This is a genomic window from Lactobacillus selangorensis, assembly GCF_001437205.1.
Lineage (GTDB): Bacteria > Bacillota > Bacilli > Lactobacillales > Lactobacillaceae > Paralactobacillus > Paralactobacillus selangorensis.
This window is the reverse complement of sequence record NZ_JQAZ01000002.1, coordinates 287239-308608: the sequence shown is the minus strand read 5'-3', so window position 1 is coordinate 308608 and position 21370 is coordinate 287239. Positions and strand designations below refer to the sequence as shown.

The following is a 21370-nucleotide window of genomic DNA, read 5'->3' as shown; positions in this document are numbered from 1 at the left end:
ACCTCGTTAGGCATGTCAAGTGAGTTGGGGCAGAGTGCGAACCCGATGATGCTGCGAGCTGAAAAACACCTTTTTGTTTCTAACTGAATCAATAGTAGGATTAGACGTGGCCGGTACGTTACAACTGGAAAGTATGCAATGTACTTTTGAGTAGACTTCGCAAGAAGTAATGTGGGTGGTACCGCGGAAATGACCTTTCGTCCCTATTTTAGATAGGGAAAAAAGGTCTTTTTTTGTCCGTTTTTGTTGTCGTTTGAAATTGAAAGGGGAAAAACCAGATGGCTCGTCAATTACATGTCAAAGATTTATATACCGAAGACCTCGCCGATCAGACGGAAGTCGAACTGACCGGCTGGGTTAAAACAGTCCGTGCCTCAAAAAACGTGGGTTTCATCGAATTAAACGATGGCTCCAGCATTCATAATGTCCAAATCGTCATGACCAAAGATTTACCGAATTTTGAAGAATTAGGCAAATTGCCAATCAGTACGACGATTCAGGTAACCGGCGAACTCGCCCTCACACCAAAGGCACAGCAGCCGTTTGAAATCCATGCGACTGCAATCAAAGAGATTGGTCAATCGAATAACGATTACCCATTGCAAAAGAAGAAGCACACTTACGAATATTTGCGGACAATGGCCCATTTACGTCCCCGTACAACGACGTTCTATGCCGTTTTCAAGATTCGTTCTTTAGCTGCTTTTGCGGTCCATCAATATCTGCAAGGCCATGATTTCACTTACGTCAACACGCCGCTGATTACTAGTAGCGATGCTGAAGGGGCCGGCGAAATGTTCCAAGTGACCACTTTGGACTTGAACAATTTGCCGAAGGATGACCAAGGCAACGTCGATGAAACCCAAGATTTCTTCAAGAAGAAGACCAACTTGACCGTTAGCGGCCAACTGGAAGTCGAAGCGTTTGCCTTAGCATTCGGCAATGTGTACACCTTTGGACCGACTTTCCGGGCCGAAGACTCGCATACGACCCGCCATGCTTCCGAATTCTGGATGATTGAACCTGAAATGGCCTTTGCCGACTTGAACGATATGATGAATGAAGCCCAAGGATTGTTGAAGGGCGTTATCACGTACATCTTCAAGCATGGCATGGACGAACTGCAGTTTTTGAATGATAACGTCGATGAACATCTGATCGAACGATTGAAGACGACCGAGCAAGAAGACTTTGGCCGAATTACTTACACCGAAGCCATCGAATTGCTTGAAAAAGCACCTGTCGAATTCAAAGTGCCGGTTTACTGGGGCCTCGATTTGCAGGCAGAACACGAACGCTACATCACCGAACAAGTCTTCAACAAGCCGGTCTTCATCACCGACTATCCGAAGGAAATCAAGGCCTTCTACATGCGGGACAACGACGACGGCAAGACCGTTGCCGCAGCTGACTTATTAGTGCCTGAAATCGGCGAGTTAATCGGCGGCAGCCAGCGTGAAGAACGTTTGGCGCAATTGACTGATAAGATTAAGGAATTTGGTTTGTCACTCGATGATTACCAGTGGTACCTTGATTTGCGGAAATATGGCGAAACCGAAGAATCCGGCTTTGGGATTGGCTTCGAACGTCTGGTCATGTATCTGACCGGAATGGAAAACATTCGTGATGTCATTCCTTATCCACGGACACCCGGAAATGCGGAATTTTAACAAAATAAAAAGTTCCCGCAATGCAGAATTGCATTGCAGGAACTTTTTTTGTGAACAGGACACTGATGTCACAAGCTTGCTTTTTTTAAGGAAACACTGACGAAAGTACGGGCCTTGTCCGCCGAAACAGCAGTGCCGCTGTCATCCGTAGTGGCTTGCTCAGTGCAAGTCCAGAGTGTGGCTACCTTATGGATTGTTTTCGTGCGCTGCTTCGTTTTCACCGTACTATGTTTTTTTAAATAGGCGAGGTAGGCCGAAAATTGCCGCCGATTTGTAAATTTGTGTGTATTAGCTTGTGAAAAAGCACTATTTGATTGAACGGCGAAAACAGTTCCGACGTATTGATGTGTCGGGGTGTAAAGATAAACATGGGGATGCTTGTTCAGAAATGACTGATTCAAATAGTGGTCTAAATCGGCAAATCGTTCGCCGCTGTGTGTGTAGTGACCATAGATGAAGGTGTTTTGGTCGGCAAAATCGGCTTGGTTGCGATAATCCATGAAAATCTGGCCTAAAATGGACGCTTGATTGCGTTCATCATGGTGCAAGTAAAAATCATTGTCCGGACCCTGCAGAATTGGTTCATTGATATGGGTACCAGGAATGTAAATCCACGCCTTGATTCTAGGATTGACCTGCTGCAGTTTCGTCCAGTTGATTTTGAGACGCCCTTCAGCTGGCATGTGCGGAGCAGCAGGCCGCTTTTGCGTAACTCGTTTGGCAAGGGCAGCCGTCGTTTGCTTTTCATGGTCCACTTGGAGGCGCTGATAAAGAAAATGGCCACTTACAACAAGGCCGCCCAAGAAAAGAAGGATTAAAAGAAGTGTACTGATTTTGGAACGAATGGATTTCATTCTGAATCCCCTTTACAAGATTGAAGTAAAACATATTTCGCTTATTTCACTTCAAAAAATTGAAGTGATGCCAAAAGCCGTTTTGCCATTGCAAAACAAAATGAGGCCTGACTGATGTCATGGCCTCAACCCCCTAAAAAGGTTTATTCAACCCAATACCAGCATACACTGTGGCGGTGACGTAATTTGGCGCTTGGAACTTAATTTGAATATTGCTGATAGGCTTTTTTTAAAGTAGTGCGTAATTGCTGGATGATTGATGGCGGCGAGATCACTTGGACGTCGGTTCCTTGTCCTAAAATCCAGATCAATGCGCCGTCGCTCTTGACGCGAATCTTTACCAGCGAGTTGCCGTTTGGGTAAGTCTCGAGAACTTGGGCGTTTGGGAAGGTTTCGTGAATTGCCTGGACGGGCTTTCGATACACAAAACTGATGGTCGTTAATTGGCCTGTGTTGACTAAGTAAGTTTGCTGACGATGATCTTGCAGCGAATAATGATTGGCGTACGCAATCTTTTTGCCATTTTGTTTCGTCAGAATCGTCCCGGTTTGATCGAGCCGATACAATTGATAACGCCGTTCATTTTGGCTGAGCATTGTGACATAGAAATAATAAGTTTCAAAGAAAAGTGTGACTGGCTGGCCATGGCTGATATGAACGGTTTGTTCATCTGGCCGCATGGGGTCGAAATAAGTAAATGCAATTTCCTGTTTGTGGGCGATACACGCAGCCATTTCATGCAAAAGGCTAAACAAGGGTTTTAAATGCCACAGCGGCGTATAACTCCCATAAGGAATTTTGAGCTGCTGTTCAAGCGATCGTTGCATTTGTGGCGATAAATGCAATTTGACAAATTTCAGTGCGGCGTTCATCTCATTGGTTGTCAGGGCACGCGAGCCCAATAAAATATTGCTGATCAGCAGGGCAATGTCAAAATCTGCCGCATCACTTTGCGGAAACAAATAATATTTTTCCTGCTGATTGACAATTTTTCCCAGTCGATATTCATTGATTGCTCTTTTGATATAGGCCATATCGCGCAGAAATGTGCGTGAACTGATTCCATAAGTGTCAAGTGCACCCTTTTTTGAGACAGTCTGGCCAGCCAGTAACCTCCCAATTAGATCGGCGATCCGATCATTACTATTGCGTTTCATAATCTCACCCTTATTTTACTTTTAAAAATGAGCTCCCCAAATCAACGTTAGTATATAATCTAATGATGACATAATGTGGCACTCTTGGAATTCGTACGCCGTTTGAACAAGAAATCTCAACAGTTAGTCGGCAATTTAATTTTCCAAAATAAGCGCTGCCTTCACAAAAAAGCTCCTTAAATGTAATTTCTTACACTTAAGGAGCTTTTACGCATGCGCCCTTAAAGACCAATCGTGCGATTTAAATTTAACAGGATTTAACTAATGAAAGAATTTGCGGAAGGCAAGTGCAAGACCAGAAATAATAGAAGTTGCACCGCCGGCAATTGCTGGCAAAATACCATCTGCAACCCCAGTTTGAACATCAGTTTTTTGGTCAGCCGTTTGTTTAGAGCTTGAAGCTGCAACAGTTGAACTGGCTGCGTGATTTGCTGGTGTAACTGTAGTAGTTGTTGTGTCGTTTGTAGAAGCGGCATTTGAATGAGCAGCGTTTTCTTCTTCTGAAGCTTGACTGGAACTGGCGTCGTTAGCTAATGAATTGCCGGTAGAAACTGCAGCGCTTGAGCTATTGTTGTCAGTGGCTGAACTGGAGCTGTTGTTGTTAGTAGCCGAGCTGGAGCTTGATACAGCCGAACTTGAGTTGTTGTTAGTGGCTGAACTGGAGCTGTTGTTGTCAGTGGCTGAGCTGGAACTTGATACAGCTGAGCTTGAGCTGTTGTTGTCAGTGGCTGAACTGGAATTTGATACGGCCGAACTTGAGCTTGATACAGCCGAACTCGAACTGGAGCTTGCAGCTGACGAGCTAGAACTGGATGCTTCTGAACTCGAGCTGGAGTTAGCAGCCGACGAACTAGAGCTTGATGCAGCAGAGCTGGAACTGGAGCTTGAAGAAGCCGAACTTGAGCTGGAGCTTGCAGCTGACGAGCTAGAACTGGATGCAGCAGAGCTCGAACTGGAGCTTGATGCAGCAGAGCTTGAACTGGAACTTGCAGCTGACGAACTAGAGCTTGAAGAAGCCGAACTCGAACTGGAGCTTGCAGCTGACGAGCTAGAACTTGATGCAGCCGAACTTGAGCTGGAGCTTGCAGCTGACGAACTAGAACTTGATGCAGCAGAGCTCGAACTAGAGTTGGCAGCTGACGAACTAGAGCTTGATGCAGCAGAGCTTGAACTGGAGCTTGCAGCTGACGAACTGGAGCTTGATGCAGCAGAGCTTGAACTGGAGTTAGCAGCACTTGAGGAGCTGTCGTTTGGCTTCGTAGTGGTATAAGAAACGTCCGTCAATAAAGTATAATGAGTCAATGCCTCTGGGTCGAGCCACACAGTATCCCCAGTTTCAGTCGATGTGATAAGCGCGCTGTTAGGGTCCCAATTATCGAGCCGTAATTGCATGGTGGGCACATTGGCATAATAACCACCATCAAGTGCAGTTGACATGGTAATAATTGAGCCTGGTGTCGCTGAATTAGGCGTAATCGGATAAAAGACATTGCGAAGCTGGCCATCAATTAGCACACTGATCGGGTGATCATCAAGAACATTATCTTTAGTTGCCGCAGATGGTGTGACACCGTAAACGATTTTATCTGCGGCAGTGCCATAATGAGAATGAAAATGTGAATTGGGTGTGAAACTGAGTGCTGGCGAGACTTTAGTTACTTTCCCGCTCTTATCGACAGTCACTGTGACCTGTGACACATTAGGGTCACAGTCATAACTAGGGCCTAAAAGACTAGTATCAAGTGTCACTGTAGTACCAGGTGCAATTTCAGAGCCGTTAAGGTAAAGCAGCTGTGCGACGCCATTGACTGTGACTGGAATAGCAGTTTCCTTAGGGCTGCCATAGCCGACGTCGATCAGATTCTGATAATCCTGAGCGGCCTGAGCGACCTGTGTCTGTGAATTCAGGGTCACTTTGGTCGTGACTGTGCCCAGCCCAAGCAATGCTAAAGCAGTTGCCGATGTGACGAATGTCTTTTTTAACATTTGTATTCCTCCAAAAAAAATAAATTTATTATTCGTGCATATCATAGCGAGAGGGGGTGACAAATGGTGTCATTTTAGAAATACGTGTCCTATTTAGATGTAAAAATATTTTTATGGCCGTTAAATTGTTGACAAATAGTAAGAACTTACGGTAGAATTTACCTAATTGAAAGGGGGCTACTCACATGATGAACTTGATCACAAACTTAGAATGCTGTTACGTGTCTGAAAATAGACACGCTATTTGTGATCACATCATGTAATTAGTTCTAACGGCATAAAGAAAAATTCCAGCCAATAATTACGTTTGTGATTATTGGCTTTTTTTGTGCCAAATAAAAATCTATGGAGGGTGACAAGCATGAAGAAACGGATTTTAGGATTACTCGTGGGAGCAATGGCATTAGTACTGGTGTTAGCAGGCTGCGGTCAGAAATCGAGTCAAAATTCAGCCAAATTAGTCACATCCAAGACGCTGACCATCGGGTTGGAAGGAACCTATGCACCCTATTCGTATCGTGAAGACGGCAAACTCAAAGGGTTCGAAGTCGATCTGGGGAAAGATTTAGCCAAGGAAATGGGTTTGAAGGTCAAATTCATGCCGACGCAGTTCGATTCATTAGTGGCTGGGGTCCAATCAAATAAGTTTGATATGATTATCAACAACATGGGAATCACCAAGGCACGGCAGAAAAAGTTCTTATTCTCGACGCCGTATATTTATTCGCAGTCCGTTTTAATTACAAAGAGCAATAATACCAAGATTAAATCCGTGCATGATTTGAAGGGTGTCAAGATGGTGGAAGGAACTGGGACCGACAATTGGATTCAAGCTGAAAAGTTTGGCGGTAAAATTGTTTCTTCACCTGAGTTTGCCACTTCGATGAATATGCTCCGTGATGGTCGTGCCCAAGCGACAATCAATTCGAAGGAAGCCTTTGCATATTATGTGAAACAAAAATCAGGTGCTGATTTAAAGGCCACGGACATTTCCACAAAGGATATTCCGGCAACTAAGGAAGGCATCATGATGAACAAGGACAACACTGGTTTGCAGAAACAGACTAATAAGGCTTTGGAAAAGCTGCGTCAAAACGGTACGTTGAAGAAGTTGTCTGAGAAATACTTCGGCACCGACATTACCGAAAAATAAGGGGGACTCATTGTGTGGGAAATCATTAAAACGGCCACGCCGCAGATTATTGCGGCCGGCATTCGTTACACGATCCCATTGACACTGCTTTCCTTCGCAGGCGGGATTTTTTTAGGCGTCATCACGGCACTGATTAAATTGGTAGTACCGTCAGGCAATCCGGTGAAGAAGGGCTTGATTCGCATTTTGCAGGGTATTGCCTATTTCTATGTCTGGCTGTTTCGGTCAACCCCGTTATTGGTCCAGTTGTTTATCATCTTCTTCGGCCTGCCGAACTTAGGAATCAAATTGCCAGCCTTTACAGCGGCGGTAATCACTTTTTCCTTGAATACCGGTGCTTATTCGTCCGAAACAATTCGGGCGGCCCTGCTGTCGGTACCTAGCGATCAGTGGGATGCAGCCTATTCATTGGGAATGACTGAAACGAGTGTCCTGTGGCGGATTATTTTCCCGCAAGCGGTCCGAATTGCTTTGCCGCCGTTGTCGAACGAATTTATCGGCCTAGTCAAGGATACTTCGTTGGCTAGTTCGATCACAATCGTCGAAATGTTTACGGTCGCTCAGCAGATTGAAGCCAAAAACTATGAACCTTTAGTGATGTACATGCTGGTGGCGGCTCTGTATGCGGTGCTCTGCTCCGTCTTGAGCCTTCTGCAGGGCTGGCTCGAACGGCGGACGTCTCGTTACGCTCAGGAAGGGGATGAAGCGGTTGATTAAACTGGAACATGTGAATAAAGCTTATCGGCAGCATCAAGCCCTGGATGACGTCTCCGTTTCTTTTGACGATGGACAGACGACGGTGATTGTCGGCCCGTCTGGCTCCGGCAAATCCACTTTATTACGGACAATCAATTTATTGACCCAGCCGGATAGCGGTACGTTATCAATCGATGATTTGGCCGTTGATTTTGCCAAGCCGATTTCGAGTGCGCAGAAAATCGCCATGCGGAAGAAAACCGGTATGGTTTTTCAGAATTGGAATTTATTCCCCAATCTGACGGTGCGGGGCAATATTATGGAAGGACCGACAGTTGTTTTGAAGCAGTCGAAGACGGAAGCAGCGGCACATGCCGATGAATTGCTGAAATCAGTTGACCTGCTGGAGACGGCCGACCGTTATCCTAACCAGCTTTCCGGCGGCCAGCAGCAGCGGATTTCGATCTGCCGGGCTTTAGCCATGCAGCCGGAATGCTTGCTGCTCGACGAACCGACTTCAGCGCTTGATCCGGAAATGGAAACACAGGTGCTGCGGGTTCTATTGGAGCTGGCCAAACAAAAACAAGCCATGGTCGTGGTGACCCACAACATGGTGTTCGCCCGGGCCGTTGCCGAACGGATTGTCTTCGTTGAAAACGGGCGGATTCGTTATGACGGTTCGTCGGACGGTTTCTTCAATGCCACCGACGAGCGGATTCGGCATTTCTTAGCCGGTATTTCACTATCGGAAGGCAGCAGCATGGCATAATTGCAAAAACGGACCGACTTTCACAAGTCGGTCCGTTTTTAGGTGGTCAATTGGTATAATGGGAACCAGAAATATTTATTCGAAAGGAGTTTTCGTCCATGAAACAGATTGTGGCGGGAATCGTTGCCCATGTCGATGCCGGAAAGACGACGTTATCAGAAGGATTGCTGTATCAAGCCGGCACGCTGCGCAAATTGGGACGGGTCGATAATGGGGATGCGTTCCTTGATCCGGATGCGCTTGAAAAACAGCGCGGGATTACCATTTTCTCCCATCAAGCGCATTTACAATATCAGGATTTGGACTTGACGCTGCTGGATACGCCGGGACATGTCGACTTTGCCAGCCAGACGGAACAGGTGCTCAGTGTGCTCGATTATGCGATTTTAGTGGTGGCGGCGCCAGACGGCATTCAGGGCTACACACGGACACTGTGGCAGCTGCTCGAGCGTTATCAGGTGCCGACGTTCATTTTTGTCAACAAAATGGATGCAGTCGGGGCCAATCAGGCGCAGGTTTTGACCCAATTGCAGGCTCATTTTGCAGAGGGCTGTCTGCCATTTGCCAATGAAATGACCAGCGACACGCTTGAGGCGATTGCGCTGCAAGACGACCAGCTGCTGGATACTTATCTGGCGACTGGTAAGGTGGTGCCGGCAAAAATCAGACAGCTGATTCAAGGCCGCCATGTTTTTCCAGTTTATTTTGGGGCGGCGCTGAAATTAGACGGAATCACCGCATTATTGGACGGTTTAAATGAATGGACGCAGCCCAAACAGTATGATTCTGACTTTGGGGCTCGTGTCTTCAAAATTTCCTATACTGAGAAACAGGAGCGGCTGACTTGGATTCGGCTCACCGGCGGCACATTGCACCCCAAAGATGTTTTACTGGGCGAACAAAAGGCCAATCAGCTGCGTGTTTACAATGGGACTAAATTTACCGTTCAGCCAGAACTGACGGCGGGCGAGGTCGGTGCGATTCCGAATTTGACCGGCACGCATCCTGGGCAAGGACTAGGTGCGGCAGAGGAGGCCCCGCAACCGGTTTTGCAGCCGGTGCTGAATTATATGCTCAATCCGAAAGCCAATGAACTCGATTCATGTTTGGCAGCGTTACGGCAGCTGGAAGATGAAGATCCGCAATTGCATGTCTTCTGGTCCAGCCGGAAGCAGGAAATTCACGTTCAGCTGATGGGCGAGGTCCAGCTGGAAATCCTCAAACAATTGCTGCAGGAACGTTTCGACTTGGATGTTGATTTTGATGAAGGCAGTGTTTTGTATAAAGAAACAGTCACTCAAGCGGCCGAAGGGGTCGGACATTTCGAACCGTTGCGGCATTATGCCGAAGTCCATTTGCTGCTACAGCCGGCACCCGCAGGCAGCGGCTTGACGTTTGCGACGGATTGTTCCTTAGAAGTGCTTGCGAAGAACTGGCAGCACCAAGTCCTTGCTAATTTACAGGCCAAAGAACAATTAGGCGTTTTAATTGGTGCACCGTTAACGGATGTCAAAATCACTTTAGTCAGCGGCCGGGCCAGCAATGTGCACACGGTTGGCGGTGATTTTCGTGAGGCGACTTGGCGGGCCCTGCGCCAGGGACTGATGATGCTGATGCAGCGGGACGGCTGCCAATTATTAGAACCATGGTATCGTTTCCGTTTGGAAGTCGGCGCTGATCAAGTTGGCCGAGCGATGAATGATATCCAGCGCATGAATGGCCGTTTTGACATGCCGGACCCAGCTGACCAGCGTGATGTAACGGTGCTGACGGGGACGGCGCCCGTTTCCGAAATGCAGTCATATTCCAAAGCAGTCAACGCTTATACGCATGGTAAAGGCCGGCTCGAATGCATTGTTGATGGGTATCGGCCGTGCCATGATGCCGATGCAGTCATTCAGGCGGCCGATTATAAGCCAACGGCCGATCTGGAAAATACACCTGATTCTGTCTTTTGTGCGCATGGCGCTGGCTATCCGGTTCCTTGGAATCAGGTGCCGGAAATGGCGCATGTGCCGTATGTCTATAGCCGTGCCGATTTGGAGCAAATGGCATAACGCCGTTACGCTCGTAGACAGTGTCCTGATTGGCAATTTCGTTTAAAAACAGAGCGGCGTTACAAAAAACTTTCGGTGGCACAAATTGTTGGTGCACTTTTGCGCAGGGCTTTGCTAGAATGAAAACCAGGAGATGAGGGACAGATGGCATCAATTTATTGCCGGCAGGCGACACCAGCCGATTTACCGGCCCAAATGAAGATTATCAAAGCGGCAAAAGCATTGTTGAAGGCGGATGGCAGTCCGCAGTGGCAGGACGGACATCCCGATGAAGCCAAAATCGCGCATGACGATGCGGCTGGATGGGGCTATGTTCTCATCGTTGCTGGTGAAATTGCCGGCACGGCGACCCTGCTGCAAACGGCCGATCCGAATTATGCACAAATCGATGGCGCGTGGCATACGGATGGACCGTATGCGACTATCCATAGTATTGCGATTGCCGGCAATCATCATGGCCAGCATTTAAGCGACTTTTTCTTTGCCATGCTGATTTCTGAAGCCTATCGACTCGGATTTCGAGAAATGCGAATCGATACGCATGCTTTGAACAAACGGATGCAGCACATCATCAAAAAAGCCGGCTTTACGGAATGCGGTGTGGTCGCCATGAACGGCAATCCCAACGACACACGTTTGGCCTATGATTTAAGTTTGTAAACTAGCCAAAAAGGCAGCGCCTAATGCGTTGCCTTTTTTGATTGGACCTTAAAGACTGTTCGTGCCAGGAAAATGGACTTCGACGGGCTGGCGTTTTTGGGTGAGCACCCAAAAGGCATTGGCGATGTTGGCCGGAGCCATTTCCGGCGTTTTGCCGATTGGCTGTTCGATTGTCACAAGACCGCTGAAAATGTCGTCTTTTTCGATAGCAGCATGCAAAGTAATCGCATAACTGCGTAAAGCGGCTTTGGTCAATGACAACGTTGAAGCAGCGGCGGCTGGATCATCGCCATCCCAGCCATTGGTAAAGAGGATATTCCGTTGGGCCTTTGAATCCGAATACGTAATAAATGAACGGGCACACTGGATTGCACTCAAGGTATTGGTCGCCAGCATCTCCTTGATGGTGGCCATATCGGAGCTTAAAGCGGTATCAGAACGGGTATCGGCAACGTTGAAGATCAAATTAGCCGGTTTCCCCTGTTCCTGGCTGATTTTTTTAAGCAACGAATCGATTTTAGCGAGTTGACTGACATCGGCTGGATAATAGGCGTTTTCGATTCCCTTTTTCGTCAATGACTGGCTATCGGCGGCGAGTTTATCCCGGTTGCGGGCAATCAGAATGACCCGGTGGCCTTCCTGCCCAAACTTTTCAGTGATTGCCAGGCCTAGTCCTTGGTCCGCCCCAACAATAATCGTAACTGGTTTCATCTTCATTCCCTCTTTCCATTTGATATGAAAAGTATACGGCCGGTTTTTGCAAAAGATGACAATGGGCGCCGACTAGGCAGAAACAGCGGCTGTGTCCATTGACAGCGGTTGCGTAATGCCACACAATAAGAAGAAAGTAACCCAAAATTGAACATCAATGGAGGAACGCAGATGGCTTACATTGAAGTAAAACATGAATTTAAACGTTATCAAATGGGTGAGACGGAGATCGTTGCCAATAATGATCTTAATTTTAGTTGCGAGAAAGGCCAATTAACGGTGATCTTAGGACCGAGCGGCGCCGGCAAATCAACCGTTCTCAACATGCTGGGCGGGATGGACCAGCCCACTTCTGGTCAAATCATCATTGATGGGACGGATATTGCCCAGTTTACCGAACGGCAGCTGACCACTTACCGGCGGGACGATGTCGGATTTGTTTTCCAGTTTTACAATTTGATTCCCAATTTAACGGCGCTGGAAAATGTCGAATTGGCTAATTCAATCGTAACGGATAGTTTGGACGCCGCAACGACCTTGAAACAAGTCGGATTGGGCGATCGGCTTGATAATTTTCCATCGCAGCTTTCGGGTGGGGAACAGCAGCGTGTCGCTATTGCCCGGGCGCTTGCTAAAAATCCTAAGCTGCTGCTGTGCGACGAACCGACTGGGGCGCTTGATTATCAGACTGGGAAGCAGGTTTTGGCCTTATTGCAGGATGCCAGCCGTAACGACCACAAGACCGTTTTGATTATTACCCATAACGCTGAAATTGCCAAAATGGCTGATCGAGTTATTCGAATCAATGATTCCCAGGTCCGTGAAATTACGGATAATATCGATCCATTGCCGGTTTCCGAGATCGAATGGTAGGTGGGCCGATGAAACCAATTACGAAAAATATGTGGCGGGATATTCGGGCCAATAAAGGCCGGTTTATTGCAATCGTCATGATTATTTTCTTAGGCTGCCTGATTTTCGTCGGAATCCGGACGACTGGACCTGGCCTCAATGATTCACTCGACAAGACGGTCACGGATGCCCATTTGAGCGATATTCAGCTTTTTTCATCGACTGGCTTCAATCAAACCGATGTCAAAACGGCTGAAAAAGTGAAGGGTGCCCACGCACAAGCCGTCAAATTCAAGTATGTTGTCGGCGGCAAAGATGAGTTGACGGTTGCCTTATACGGCTATACGAACAATAAGGGCCAGAACCGCCTCAGCCTTGAATCAGGTCATTTTCCGACTAAGAAGAACGAAATTGTACTTGACCAGCGGGCTAAAGATAATTTTGGATATCGGTTGGGGCAGACGTTCACATTTGCTAAGAATGCCGGCTTGAAACAACGCACTTACAAAGTCGTTGGGTTTGCCGATTCGCCGGCTTACATCGACAACACGTCGCGTGGTTCGGCGAATGTCGGTGATGGAACAGTTCGTTTTTTCGCCTACATTCCGCAGCAGCAGATGAATTTGAGTGCGGCAACGATGCTGCTGATCCGTTTTCCTAAATTACAAACCGAAAATACCTACAGCAAGGCCTACAAACACGATGTGGCCCAGAAAAAAGCCGCTTTAAAAGCGGTCTTTAAGAAACGGGGGACCACTCGTTCGCAGCAATTACTGGCAGCGGCCATGAAGCCGATTAAGGCGCAACAAGCCCGACTGACGGCTGCTAAACAAATGGCCGGCGGCACGATGACGGCTGAAATGTCGGCGGCACAAGCCAAATTGACAGCCGCTGCCAAACAGGCACAAGCGGCGACTAAAACGACCTATACGTGGCAGACGCGCACTGATTTACCTAGCTTTTCGGCCTTTCAGGATACTTCGGACCGTATCGCTGCGATTGCCAACGTCTTTCCCGTCTTCTTCTTCCTGATTGCCGCTTTAATCACGTTTACGACGATTACCCGGATGGTTGAAGAAGCACGAGGTCAGATTGGAACGCTTAAAGCCCTTGGCTACAGCAAACATGCGATTGCCCGCAACTATTTAATGTATGCTTTGACAGCCGGTTTGCTGGGTGCTGTGCTCGGCAGCATTTTTGGCAATCTGACGCTGCCACGTTTCATTCTGTCGATGTATCGCACCAACATTCCGATGACGCCTGATGTCCCGTTTATCTGGTCTGATTTTGGGTTGGCACTGTTATTTTCATTGCTGGCGACAGTGGGTGCGGCGTTCTATGTCACTCGGCGCGAGCTGAAGGAAAAGCCGTCGGAGTTGATGCGGCCACGTGCACCGAAATCAGCCAAACGGATTCTTATGGAACGCATCAAACCGTTATGGCGGCGGTTATCATTCAACCAGAAGGTCAGCTATCGGAATTTGTTCCGCTACAAGAGCCGCATGATTATGACGATTATCGGGATTGCCGGCGGGACGGCCCTGCTGATTACTGGCTTTGGGTTGCGGGATTCAATCCTCAATACGAGCACCCAGCAGTTTGGCCATATTTTCCATTATCAAGCCACCGTTCGTTTGAAAGAGCCAAGCAAAGTCGCTCAGACCGATGCTGTTTTGAAGACGAGTCCGATTTACCAAAGTGCGGCGGGTGTCAATGCTTTCAGCGGCAAGACCAAAGCTCATGGGCAGCAGGTGAATGATGTCAATTTCTTTGTGCCAGCTGATCAGAGGACGTTCAAAAAGTACATCCAGCTCACCAACGGGAAGCAGAATCTGTCCTTGCCGAAACGAGGTGTGATCATTTCGACTAAGATTGCCCAAACACTTGGAATCGGGACAGGCGATACACTGACTATTACGCCGACAAACGGTCAAGCGCACCAAGTGAAAGTGGCAGGTGTTACTAAAAATTATATGGGTGTCTTTGCTTATATGAGCAAATCTGCCTATCGGGCTGCCTTCAATCAGGCCGGCACCGTCAACACTTTGCTGGTGCGTTTGAAGAAACCGACGGCCAAACAGCGGAATAAACTGGCCAAGCAACTGCTGAACGATGGCAATGCGTTAGGCACAAGCTACACCGCCGATCAGGCCCAGACAATCACAACGATGTCCGGCACATTGACACCTGTCGTTGGAATTTTCATCCTGTTGTCCGGCGTATTATCGTTCGTCGTCCTCTATAACTTGACCAACATCAATGTTTCCGAACGGATGCGGGAACTGTCGACGTTGAAGGTGCTGGGTTTTTATGACAATGAAGTCACGCTGTATGTTGTGCGGGAAAATATTATTCTGACGCTTGTCGGCATTATTGTTGGATTCGGTGTCGGCTGGGGCTTGCTGGCCTATATTCTGCAGCAGGCGACGACGTTATCGGTTATTTTCCCGATTGTGATTCATTGGGAAGGCTACGTTGCTTCGACCATCCTGATGGTGCTTTTTACTGCAATTGTCATGGCAATTACCTATCAACGGCTGAAACGTGTCGACATGCTCGCCGCCCTCAATTCCAACGAGTAGCAATTCTTTGCAAAGGGCATCTTTCATGTTAATATAAAAGTAACAAGAATTTTAAAAATAAGGTGAGCGATTTAAATGAAGTATTCACATCGATTAAGCGATGCAGTCCACATTCTGGCCTTCCTCGATATTTATAAAGACGGCGACCTCTCAAGCAATTCAATCGCCCGAAGCATCGAATCGAATCCTAGCTTGATCCGACGGCTGATGGCGATGCTGTCGAAAGCTGGTTTGATCCGGACGCATGCGGGTGTGGTGGCACCGACTTTAGCGAAGCCGGCCGCTCAGATTACGTTGCTCGATGTTTACCAAGTCATTGACGATGAACGTCATTTGCTTCATATTGATCCGAAAACAAATCCGCAGTGCATCGTGGGCGGCAATATTCAAGCCGTTCTCGATGCCGATTATGCGGAAGTTCAGCAGGCGGCGGAAGCAAAAATGCAGACGATCACTTTGCAAAGTATCATTGATGCGATTCTTGTGCGGCAGGCAGCCAAGCAGGGTAAATAATAAGTAGCAAAAAAGGCTTCACATTCAAACGAATGTGAAGCCTTTTTAGTAGTTCAAGACTGTTTTTAACAGCGGACCTAATCGCTGATGATCAATTCCGACTTAATGGCTTTGCGCTGATCCATGGCATCATAAGCGTCTTGGATGTGATCGAGGTCGAATTTCTGGGTGAAGACCTTCCCAGGATTAATCTTGCCATCTAAGACGGCTTGCAGCAGAACGGCTTTGTCATAGGTGGTAACAGAAGCAATTCCGCCCCGCAAACCGGTATTCTTCCAGAAGAGGTTGTTGGTGTTCATTTCAGGATTTTGCGGTACACCGACACGACCGACAATCGCACCAGGACGGCCGACTTTAGTCGCTTCAGCGACGGATTGTTCGGTGCCGACACATTCGAGCACAGCGTCAGCCCCATCGCCGTTCGTCAGGTCCATGACTTTGGCAATTGCATCGTCGCCACGTTCGGAAACAATATCAGTAGCTCCGAACGCACGTGCCAATTTGGCCCGATCTTCATGGTGGCTCATTGCAATAATCCGTTTGGCACCACGTAATTTGGCAGCAATCACACCGCACAAACCGACAGCTCCATCGCCTAAGACAACGACCGTATCGCCGTCTTTGACTTCGACACTCGCAGCGGCATGATAACCAGTTGCCATAACGTCAGCCAAGGTTACAAAGGAACTCAGCATGTCGTCTGAGTAATCGCTAGGCTGGCCCGGAATCTTGACCAGCGCCCAATCGGCATTGTAGAAACGTAAGTATTCGCCTTGGTAACCGCCGTTGCCGCCGCTTTCCTGGTTGAGACAATCGCCGTCAAAACCATTTCGGCACGCTACACAATGGCCGCAGCCATGTGTGAATGGGGCAATGACAAAGTCGCCAGGCTTAATATGAGTCACTTCGGACCCGACCGATTCAACAATCCCGATGGCTTCATGGCCAATCAGACTGTTGGCATCCCGATGTGAAATACCTCTGAACCACCATAAGTCGGAACCGCAGACACTGGCCCGGACGACCCGGATGATGGCATCACCCGGTTTTTCAATCGTCGGTTTTGGAAATTCCTTGACTTCGACTTGACCAGGTTTGATAAATACGCCTGCTTTCATATGCAAAGACCTCCTTAATTGATTGCCTTCAGTTTAAACCATGGAGTGTGCTTCAAGGCAAGCAATTTGCTGAAATTTGTTTTAGTTAGGCACAGCTAAACTATTTTGTTTTTAAGCGTTAATTTTAATATCTTTTCAAGCGTGAACATGTTACAGTGGCCTTGAAGGAGTGAGCGCAATGACAGAAGCATTCATGGACTTAGCCCCTTGGCAGCAAGCCTTAGCGGGCACTATTTTCACTTATCTGATGACAGCGGCCGGTGCGGCCTTGGTGTTTTTCTTTAAGAGCATCGACAAAAATATTTTGAATTTAATGTTAGGCTTTGCGGCCGGTGTGATGATTGCGGCTAGTTTCTGGTCGCTGCTCGATCCGGCGATTGCACAAGCCGAAAAAAACGGCGATATTGCCTGGCTGGTGGTGGCGCTCGGCTTTGGCGCCGGCGGCTTATTCCTCTATGCCGCCGATTTAGTGTTGCCGCATCTGACGGCTAAAAAAGGCGACAGCGGCCGAACCGTTTCCGTCGTATTTACGCCGGACGATTTTACTCGTCTTTTCAATCACCTTGCATAACATTCCGGAAGGCTTGGCCGTTGGGGTCGCTTTCGGAGCCGTCACACAAGCTGGCAATCCGACAGCTGCTGTGGCTGCCGCCGTTTCAGTGGCGCTTGGAATCGGCATCCAGAACTTTCCGGAAGGAGCGGCGGTTTCGATCCCGCTGCGCCAAGGCGGATTGAGCCGGACTCGTTCGTTCCTATATGGCCAGGCGTCTGGAATTGTCGAGCCGCTCGCCGGTGTCATTGGCGCACTACTGGTTAGCCGAATGACGGCAATCTTGCCGTATGCGCTGGCCTTTGCCGCTGGGGCGATGATTTATGTCGTCGTCGAAGAACTGATTCCCGAAGCCCAGCAGAGTACCCGTCAGAATAGCCATATGGCCGTCTTGGGGGTCATGACAGGTTTTATTCTGATGATGATTTTGGATGTGGCATTGGGATAAAGAAAGGGGAGCTGGAAGAAGCCAGTGTTGACTTCGTTGCCATCCCCCTTGAAGAGAATAAAAATACTGATTTCAGTGAATCAGCGTTTATAAAAAAAGGTGGAGCGCAGCAATGCCGATGGAAAAGAGTGCGACACCGATTTTTAAGTAAGTACCATTGAGCCGGTTTCCATAGCGGCTACCACCATAAACACCAATGCCATGACTGACTAGAATCAGGATAAATAATAGCAGGTAATTGTTCAAATTGATCTGGCTCAAATAACCAACAGCAGCTGGTAGACTGATAAAAACAGAATCGAGCAATGCCACTCCGACAGCCAGATGTGGCTCACAGTCAAAGAGCAGCAGGAGCGGCATCACTAAAATCGGACCTCCTGCACCTGATAAGGCACAAATTAAACCAGTAATCGCACCAAGCACAAATAAGAAACTGTTTTTTTGCAGTTGATGCTGTTGCTTGTGGTTTGAACTGGTTGTTTGGCGTGTTTTGATTAGAATCGAAATTCCTGATAATAATACGACCCAATATAAAATGGTTTTAATCGTAGCGCTAGAGAGCAATAAATTGAGCCGGACCCCTAAAATGGCACCGATAAAGCTGCCGATCCCAAGTTTACAAGCTAATGGAAAATCAAGCAGTCTGAGCTTGTGATAATTATAAGTACCGAGTGTGCCAGAAACGACAAAAGCGGCAAAACTGAAGGCTAGACCAGCATTGACAGGAAAGACTAAGCTTGTATATAGAATAGGCAGGAGAAAGCCAGCTACCCCAGTCATGCCGACCAGTGCCCCAATAATGATATTTGCAATAATAATGATAAAAAGTGTCATTCGATCCCTAATTTCATTCGTTTTTGTTTGAGTGTAAACATGATTTTTTCTTCGTCTAAGGTCAGGACCTCACGCTGATGCATGAGCTGCTTGCCGCCGACAATCATTTCAGTGACATCATTGCTGTTGACGCTCTCAAGCAATGTATTTTGCAAGTTGCCGGTAGGATAAAGATGGGGCTGATCAAGATTGATTCCAATCAAGTCGGCTTTGTAGCCCGGCTGGATTTTGCCGAGCTGGCCAGCTTCATTAAGTGCGGCTGCGCCACCATTGAGTACGATTTGAAAAATCGTTTTGGCTGGCATGATGTTAGGAATTCCTTGTTTGACACCATAATAAAGATTCATTATGGAACGAAAAATCTTCATTTCATTCCATAAACTGAGACCGCCGTGCGCAGTTCCATCTGTTCCTAAGCCAACACGAATGCCCATTTTCAGCAAGTCAGGTGTATCAGGGACGCCTTTGCCAGCATTACTGAAGGGGCAATGACAAACCTTGATGTGGTATTTTTGCAGCAGCTTTTTTTCTTGTTCAGTAAGAAAGATACTGTGTGCGCCTAGAAAGTTTTCGGTTAAGACGCCAAGACTGTCCAACCATTCATAGGGTGTCTTTCCAGTTCGAGCAATAATACCTGCGACTTCTTGTGGGTATTCGTTCATGTGGGCCTCTAAGAAAGTCTGATGTGCTTTGGCAGCATTTGCCGCTAGCAAGACTAATTCAGTTGAGCAGGCATTCAGAGCTCGTAATGAATAATAGACTTTCAGATTGCCGTGCTGGTGAAACTCATTATAAAGCGCATCTGTATGGTGGATCGCCTCAACGGCTGACATCTTGATTGAAGCTGGTAGCGTTGGGTCATCCATGGTCGAATAGGCTAGGGCACCGCGTAAACCGCTCTGTGCATAGACTTTGGCGGCAGCAGTCATGTAATAACTGCCTGATTCGGCGAATCCAGTTGTGCCGCTAGTGATCATTTCCAAAGCGGCACTTTGGGCACTCAGCTGCATTTTTTCTGGTGTCAGAGTGCTCTCAAACGGCAGCATGATCCGTGTCCAAATAATGGGCTTGGCGTCCAAAACGCGGCCACGTAAGAGTTGCTGGCCAGTATGTAAATGACTGTCGATCAAGCCAGGCATAAAGAGCAGATTACGACCATCCAAAGTCGTTCCGGTAAAATCATTTAATTTCAGGTTTGGCCCCGCAGCAGCGATCCGACCATTTTTGATCCAAATATCTTGATCGTGTTTGATGGTCCCAGGCTGAGTGAGGACTGTTGCCTGTTTGATCCAGATTTCAGTCTCTTTTTTTGTCATGGCCACCTCTAAATGGCATTGGTGATCTTGAGCATGAATGAATCCCAAAGGATCGAGCCCAAGAAGGTCCCAGTCATTCCTAAAAGGCCGACAATAATATATTTCCAACCTTGACTGACAAATTCTTTTAATTTATCACCGATCGCAATACCGGCAAAGGAGCCGACGATTGTGAAAGGAGCGGCAAATTGAATCGCATTGACACTATTGATTACAAAAGTATGAATGGGTGAAAAAGGTGCAGCAAACAGCAGACCGAGAATCGAACAATAAGCAACTAATGGAATCTTAACTGGGATTACTTTGACCAAGACGACTGAAAGCAGCGAGATAAGAATCAAAACGGTCAAACCAGGAATGCTTTTTTGCAGACTGACGCCGTAACCAAGCCAATTTGCAAATGCGGTTCCAACACTGCAGACAATGAGTAAAAAGAGCCATTCACGGTAACGCATTATTTGGTCTCCTCCCCTGCTTTAGCAGTCTTAGGTGTAAAAAGTGGCAACAATTTTTTATAAAGAAAGTCGGTCAGTGGGACGGCCAAAAACATGGTGATGTAAATACCAGTGATGCTGATGACTGTATTGCTAGCGGACGCCATAGCCGTGATTGTCGCTGCCTGATGCGGGAAGATTTCAGCAAGACTGGCACTAGCGCTAGCCATAAAGATACCGGCGCCAACACCAGATGCCATTCCCAATGCCTTCGGTGCAAAGAGGCCTGTTCCAGCAAAAATGGAGGCCATTAAGCCAAAATAAAGGGTACCGATCATACCACCAACAATGTAGATTGCCATACTGCCACTGGCTTCTTCAGAATCAGCGCCATAGATGTTATTAATAATAGCAACTTGATATTCACGATTCAGCGAACTGCTGGCGCCGACCGCATCACGCCGCATGCCGAGCAGCATGGCAACTGGTAGTGCCAAAAAAATACCTAGCAGATTGCCTAATCCGTGAAATAACAAGGCCGGACCGGCACTCAAGATGGTATTCAGATTAGCGCCAGCTGTGATTCCGAGTTTGACGATGAAAGGACAGATCCCAACCACCACTAGTTTAGAAGCCAATTTGACTTCTTTATTGTTGAAAAATTTAAGTGCTTGCGGACCACTGACAACGCCAAAAATAATGGCATAAAAAATAGGGAAGAGGATAAAAACACCAGCACCGATTTTAAAATGAAGTTCACCAATGCTGCTGGCGATGATCACGAAAAGGAGTCCCATTAAATAAATCTTCTTTTCACTACGAATACGTTCACGCAAACTATGGAACGTATATTGTTTCGTTTTTGACATGCAATGACCTCCTAAAAATGATTACAACCTCATCTTAGCAAACCACGGAAAATAAATAAATAACATTTATGATGCTTTTGCATAAATTGTTCGTTAATTACTGCATATTTAATAATAGAACAATTATTTAAAAAAATTATT

18 protein-coding genes, 1 pseudogene and 1 other annotated feature (1 of these 20 cut by a window edge) are annotated in these 21370 nt (G+C 47.3%); of the genes and pseudogenes, 11 read left to right on the top strand and 8 right to left on the bottom strand.

Translation table 11 applies throughout. The features are described 5' to 3' along the window. Nucleotides 1-208 (top strand) — a binding site (T-box leader); it begins 25 nt to the left of the window's first position. Nucleotides 209-278: 70 nt separating this feature from the next. Continuing rightward, on the top strand, nucleotides 279-1670 hold the full coding sequence (gene asnS / locus IV40_RS04050; protein ID WP_057769096.1) for an asparagine--tRNA ligase: 1392 nt from the start codon (nucleotides 279-281) through the stop codon (nucleotides 1668-1670). A gap of 68 nt (nucleotides 1671-1738) precedes the next feature. Here the strand turns inward: asnS and srtB are convergent, their stop codons facing one another. Both srtB and IV40_RS04040 read right to left on the bottom strand, forming a co-directional pair. After that, nucleotides 1739-2524 carry a class B sortase gene (gene srtB / locus IV40_RS04045; protein ID WP_057769095.1) on the bottom strand — a complete coding sequence of 262 codons (786 nt, stop codon included), beginning with the start codon at nucleotides 2522-2524 and terminating at the stop codon, nucleotides 1739-1741. A gap of 200 nt (nucleotides 2525-2724) precedes the next feature. Continuing rightward, nucleotides 2725-3681: a helix-turn-helix transcriptional regulator gene (locus tag IV40_RS04040; RefSeq protein WP_057769094.1), complete on the bottom strand. Its 957-nt coding sequence runs from the start codon at nucleotides 3679-3681 to the stop codon at nucleotides 2725-2727. Between the two features lie 577 nt (nucleotides 3682-4258). Here IV40_RS04040 and IV40_RS04030 point away from each other — a divergent pair. The 6 genes from IV40_RS04030 to IV40_RS04005 all read left to right on the top strand — a co-directional run bounded on the left by IV40_RS04030 (nucleotide 4259) and on the right by IV40_RS04005 (nucleotide 11002). Further along, complete coding sequence (locus IV40_RS04030; RefSeq protein WP_057769092.1) at nucleotides 4259-4951, top strand: hypothetical protein; 693 nt, start codon at nucleotides 4259-4261, stop codon at nucleotides 4949-4951. Nucleotides 4952-6028: 1077 nt separating this feature from the next. Beyond that, nucleotides 6029-6820, top strand: a complete 792-nt coding sequence (locus tag IV40_RS04025) for a transporter substrate-binding domain-containing protein (protein WP_057769091.1) — start codon at nucleotides 6029-6031, stop codon at nucleotides 6818-6820. Between the two features lie 12 nt (nucleotides 6821-6832). Beyond that, nucleotides 6833-7537 carry an amino acid ABC transporter permease gene (locus IV40_RS04020; protein ID WP_057769090.1) on the top strand — a complete coding sequence of 235 codons (705 nt, stop codon included), beginning with the start codon at nucleotides 6833-6835 and terminating at the stop codon, nucleotides 7535-7537. Next, nucleotides 7530-8285, top strand: a complete 756-nt coding sequence (locus IV40_RS04015) for an amino acid ABC transporter ATP-binding protein (RefSeq protein ID WP_057769258.1) — start codon at nucleotides 7530-7532, stop codon at nucleotides 8283-8285. The genes IV40_RS04020 and IV40_RS04015 overlap by 8 nt, the downstream gene beginning before the upstream one ends. Before the next feature lie 98 nt (nucleotides 8286-8383). After that, nucleotides 8384-10342 (top strand): elongation factor G, encoded by a 1959-nt coding sequence (locus IV40_RS04010; RefSeq protein ID WP_057769089.1) that lies wholly within the window; start codon nucleotides 8384-8386, stop codon nucleotides 10340-10342. Nucleotides 10343-10486: 144 nt separating this feature from the next. After that, the gene (locus tag IV40_RS04005; RefSeq protein WP_057769088.1) at nucleotides 10487-11002 is read left to right on the top strand and encodes a GNAT family N-acetyltransferase; all 516 of its coding nucleotides are present in this window, start codon (nucleotides 10487-10489) and stop codon (nucleotides 11000-11002) included. Between the two features lie 48 nt (nucleotides 11003-11050). Here the strand turns inward: IV40_RS04005 and IV40_RS04000 are convergent, their stop codons facing one another. Then, nucleotides 11051-11713 carry an SDR family NAD(P)-dependent oxidoreductase gene (locus IV40_RS04000; protein ID WP_057769087.1) on the bottom strand — a complete coding sequence of 221 codons (663 nt, stop codon included), beginning with the start codon at nucleotides 11711-11713 and terminating at the stop codon, nucleotides 11051-11053. A 171-nt stretch (nucleotides 11714-11884) separates the two neighbouring features. Here IV40_RS04000 and IV40_RS03995 point away from each other — a divergent pair, with 171 nt between their 5' ends. The 3 genes from IV40_RS03995 to IV40_RS03985 all read left to right on the top strand — a co-directional run bounded on the left by IV40_RS03995 (nucleotide 11885) and on the right by IV40_RS03985 (nucleotide 15660). Next, nucleotides 11885-12586 (top strand): ABC transporter ATP-binding protein, encoded by a 702-nt coding sequence (locus IV40_RS03995; protein WP_057769086.1) that lies wholly within the window; start codon nucleotides 11885-11887, stop codon nucleotides 12584-12586. Nucleotides 12587-12594: 8 nt separating this feature from the next. Next, nucleotides 12595-15147 carry an ABC transporter permease gene (locus IV40_RS03990; RefSeq protein WP_057769085.1) on the top strand — a complete coding sequence of 851 codons (2553 nt, stop codon included), beginning with the start codon at nucleotides 12595-12597 and terminating at the stop codon, nucleotides 15145-15147. 75 nt (nucleotides 15148-15222) lie between these two features. After that, nucleotides 15223-15660, top strand: a complete 438-nt coding sequence (locus tag IV40_RS03985; RefSeq protein WP_057769084.1) for an Rrf2 family transcriptional regulator — start codon at nucleotides 15223-15225, stop codon at nucleotides 15658-15660. Nucleotides 15661-15737: 77 nt separating this feature from the next. Here the strand turns inward: IV40_RS03985 and IV40_RS03980 are convergent, their stop codons facing one another. Then, a complete protein-coding gene (locus tag IV40_RS03980; protein WP_057769083.1) occupies nucleotides 15738-16778 on the bottom strand; it encodes a zinc-dependent alcohol dehydrogenase family protein in 1041 nt (346 codons plus the stop codon). 178 nt (nucleotides 16779-16956) lie between these two features. On the opposite strand from IV40_RS03980, the pseudogene IV40_RS03975 reads away from it, so the two are divergent. Beyond that, nucleotides 16957-17776 (top strand): annotated as a pseudogene (locus tag IV40_RS03975) (ZIP family metal transporter). Between the two features lie 87 nt (nucleotides 17777-17863). On the opposite strand, the gene IV40_RS03970 reads toward IV40_RS03975, so the two are convergent. From IV40_RS03970 to IV40_RS03955, 4 genes are read right to left on the bottom strand one after another with little or no spacing between them, the layout of a single operon-like run. After that, entirely contained in the window at nucleotides 17864-18610 is a 747-nt protein-coding gene (locus IV40_RS03970) for a sulfite exporter TauE/SafE family protein (RefSeq protein WP_057769082.1), read from the bottom strand. Further along, nucleotides 18607-19926 (bottom strand): amidohydrolase family protein, encoded by a 1320-nt coding sequence (locus IV40_RS03965; RefSeq protein WP_057769081.1) that lies wholly within the window; start codon nucleotides 19924-19926, stop codon nucleotides 18607-18609. The genes IV40_RS03970 and IV40_RS03965 overlap by 4 nt, the downstream gene beginning before the upstream one ends. An 8-nt stretch (nucleotides 19927-19934) precedes the next feature. Continuing rightward, nucleotides 19935-20381 carry a hypothetical protein gene (locus IV40_RS03960; RefSeq protein ID WP_057769080.1) on the bottom strand — a complete coding sequence of 149 codons (447 nt, stop codon included), beginning with the start codon at nucleotides 20379-20381 and terminating at the stop codon, nucleotides 19935-19937. After that, nucleotides 20381-21229 (bottom strand): DUF3100 domain-containing protein, encoded by an 849-nt coding sequence (locus IV40_RS03955; RefSeq protein WP_057769079.1) that lies wholly within the window; start codon nucleotides 21227-21229, stop codon nucleotides 20381-20383. The genes IV40_RS03960 and IV40_RS03955 overlap by 1 nt, the downstream gene beginning before the upstream one ends. Nucleotides 21230-21370 lie beyond the last annotated feature (141 nt).

Coding starts and splice junctions, on each gene's coding strand:
- asnS (WP_057769096.1), top strand. CDS start 279: ATGGCTCGTCAATTACATGTCAAAGATTTATATACCGAAGACCTCGCC.
- srtB (WP_057769095.1), bottom strand. CDS start 2,524: ATGAAATCCATTCGTTCCAAAATCAGTACACTTCTTTTAATCCTTCTT.
- IV40_RS04040 (WP_057769094.1), bottom strand. CDS start 3,681: ATGAAACGCAATAGTAATGATCGGATCGCCGATCTAATTGGGAGGTTA.
- IV40_RS04025 (WP_057769091.1), top strand. CDS start 6,029: ATGAAGAAACGGATTTTAGGATTACTCGTGGGAGCAATGGCATTAGTA.
- IV40_RS04010 (WP_057769089.1), top strand. CDS start 8,384: ATGAAACAGATTGTGGCGGGAATCGTTGCCCATGTCGATGCCGGAAAG.
- IV40_RS04005 (WP_057769088.1), top strand. CDS start 10,487: ATGGCATCAATTTATTGCCGGCAGGCGACACCAGCCGATTTACCGGCC.
- IV40_RS04000 (WP_057769087.1), bottom strand. CDS start 11,713: ATGAAACCAGTTACGATTATTGTTGGGGCGGACCAAGGACTAGGCCTG.
- IV40_RS03995 (WP_057769086.1), top strand. CDS start 11,885: ATGGCTTACATTGAAGTAAAACATGAATTTAAACGTTATCAAATGGGT.
- IV40_RS03990 (WP_057769085.1), top strand. CDS start 12,595: ATGAAACCAATTACGAAAAATATGTGGCGGGATATTCGGGCCAATAAA.
- IV40_RS03985 (WP_057769084.1), top strand. CDS start 15,223: ATGAAGTATTCACATCGATTAAGCGATGCAGTCCACATTCTGGCCTTC.
- IV40_RS03980 (WP_057769083.1), bottom strand. CDS start 16,778: ATGAAAGCAGGCGTATTTATCAAACCTGGTCAAGTCGAAGTCAAGGAA.
- IV40_RS03970 (WP_057769082.1), bottom strand. CDS start 18,610: ATGACACTTTTTATCATTATTATTGCAAATATCATTATTGGGGCACTG.
- IV40_RS03965 (WP_057769081.1), bottom strand. CDS start 19,926: ATGACAAAAAAAGAGACTGAAATCTGGATCAAACAGGCAACAGTCCTC.
- IV40_RS03960 (WP_057769080.1), bottom strand. CDS start 20,381: ATGCGTTACCGTGAATGGCTCTTTTTACTCATTGTCTGCAGTGTTGGA.
- IV40_RS03955 (WP_057769079.1), bottom strand. CDS start 21,229: ATGTCAAAAACGAAACAATATACGTTCCATAGTTTGCGTGAACGTATT.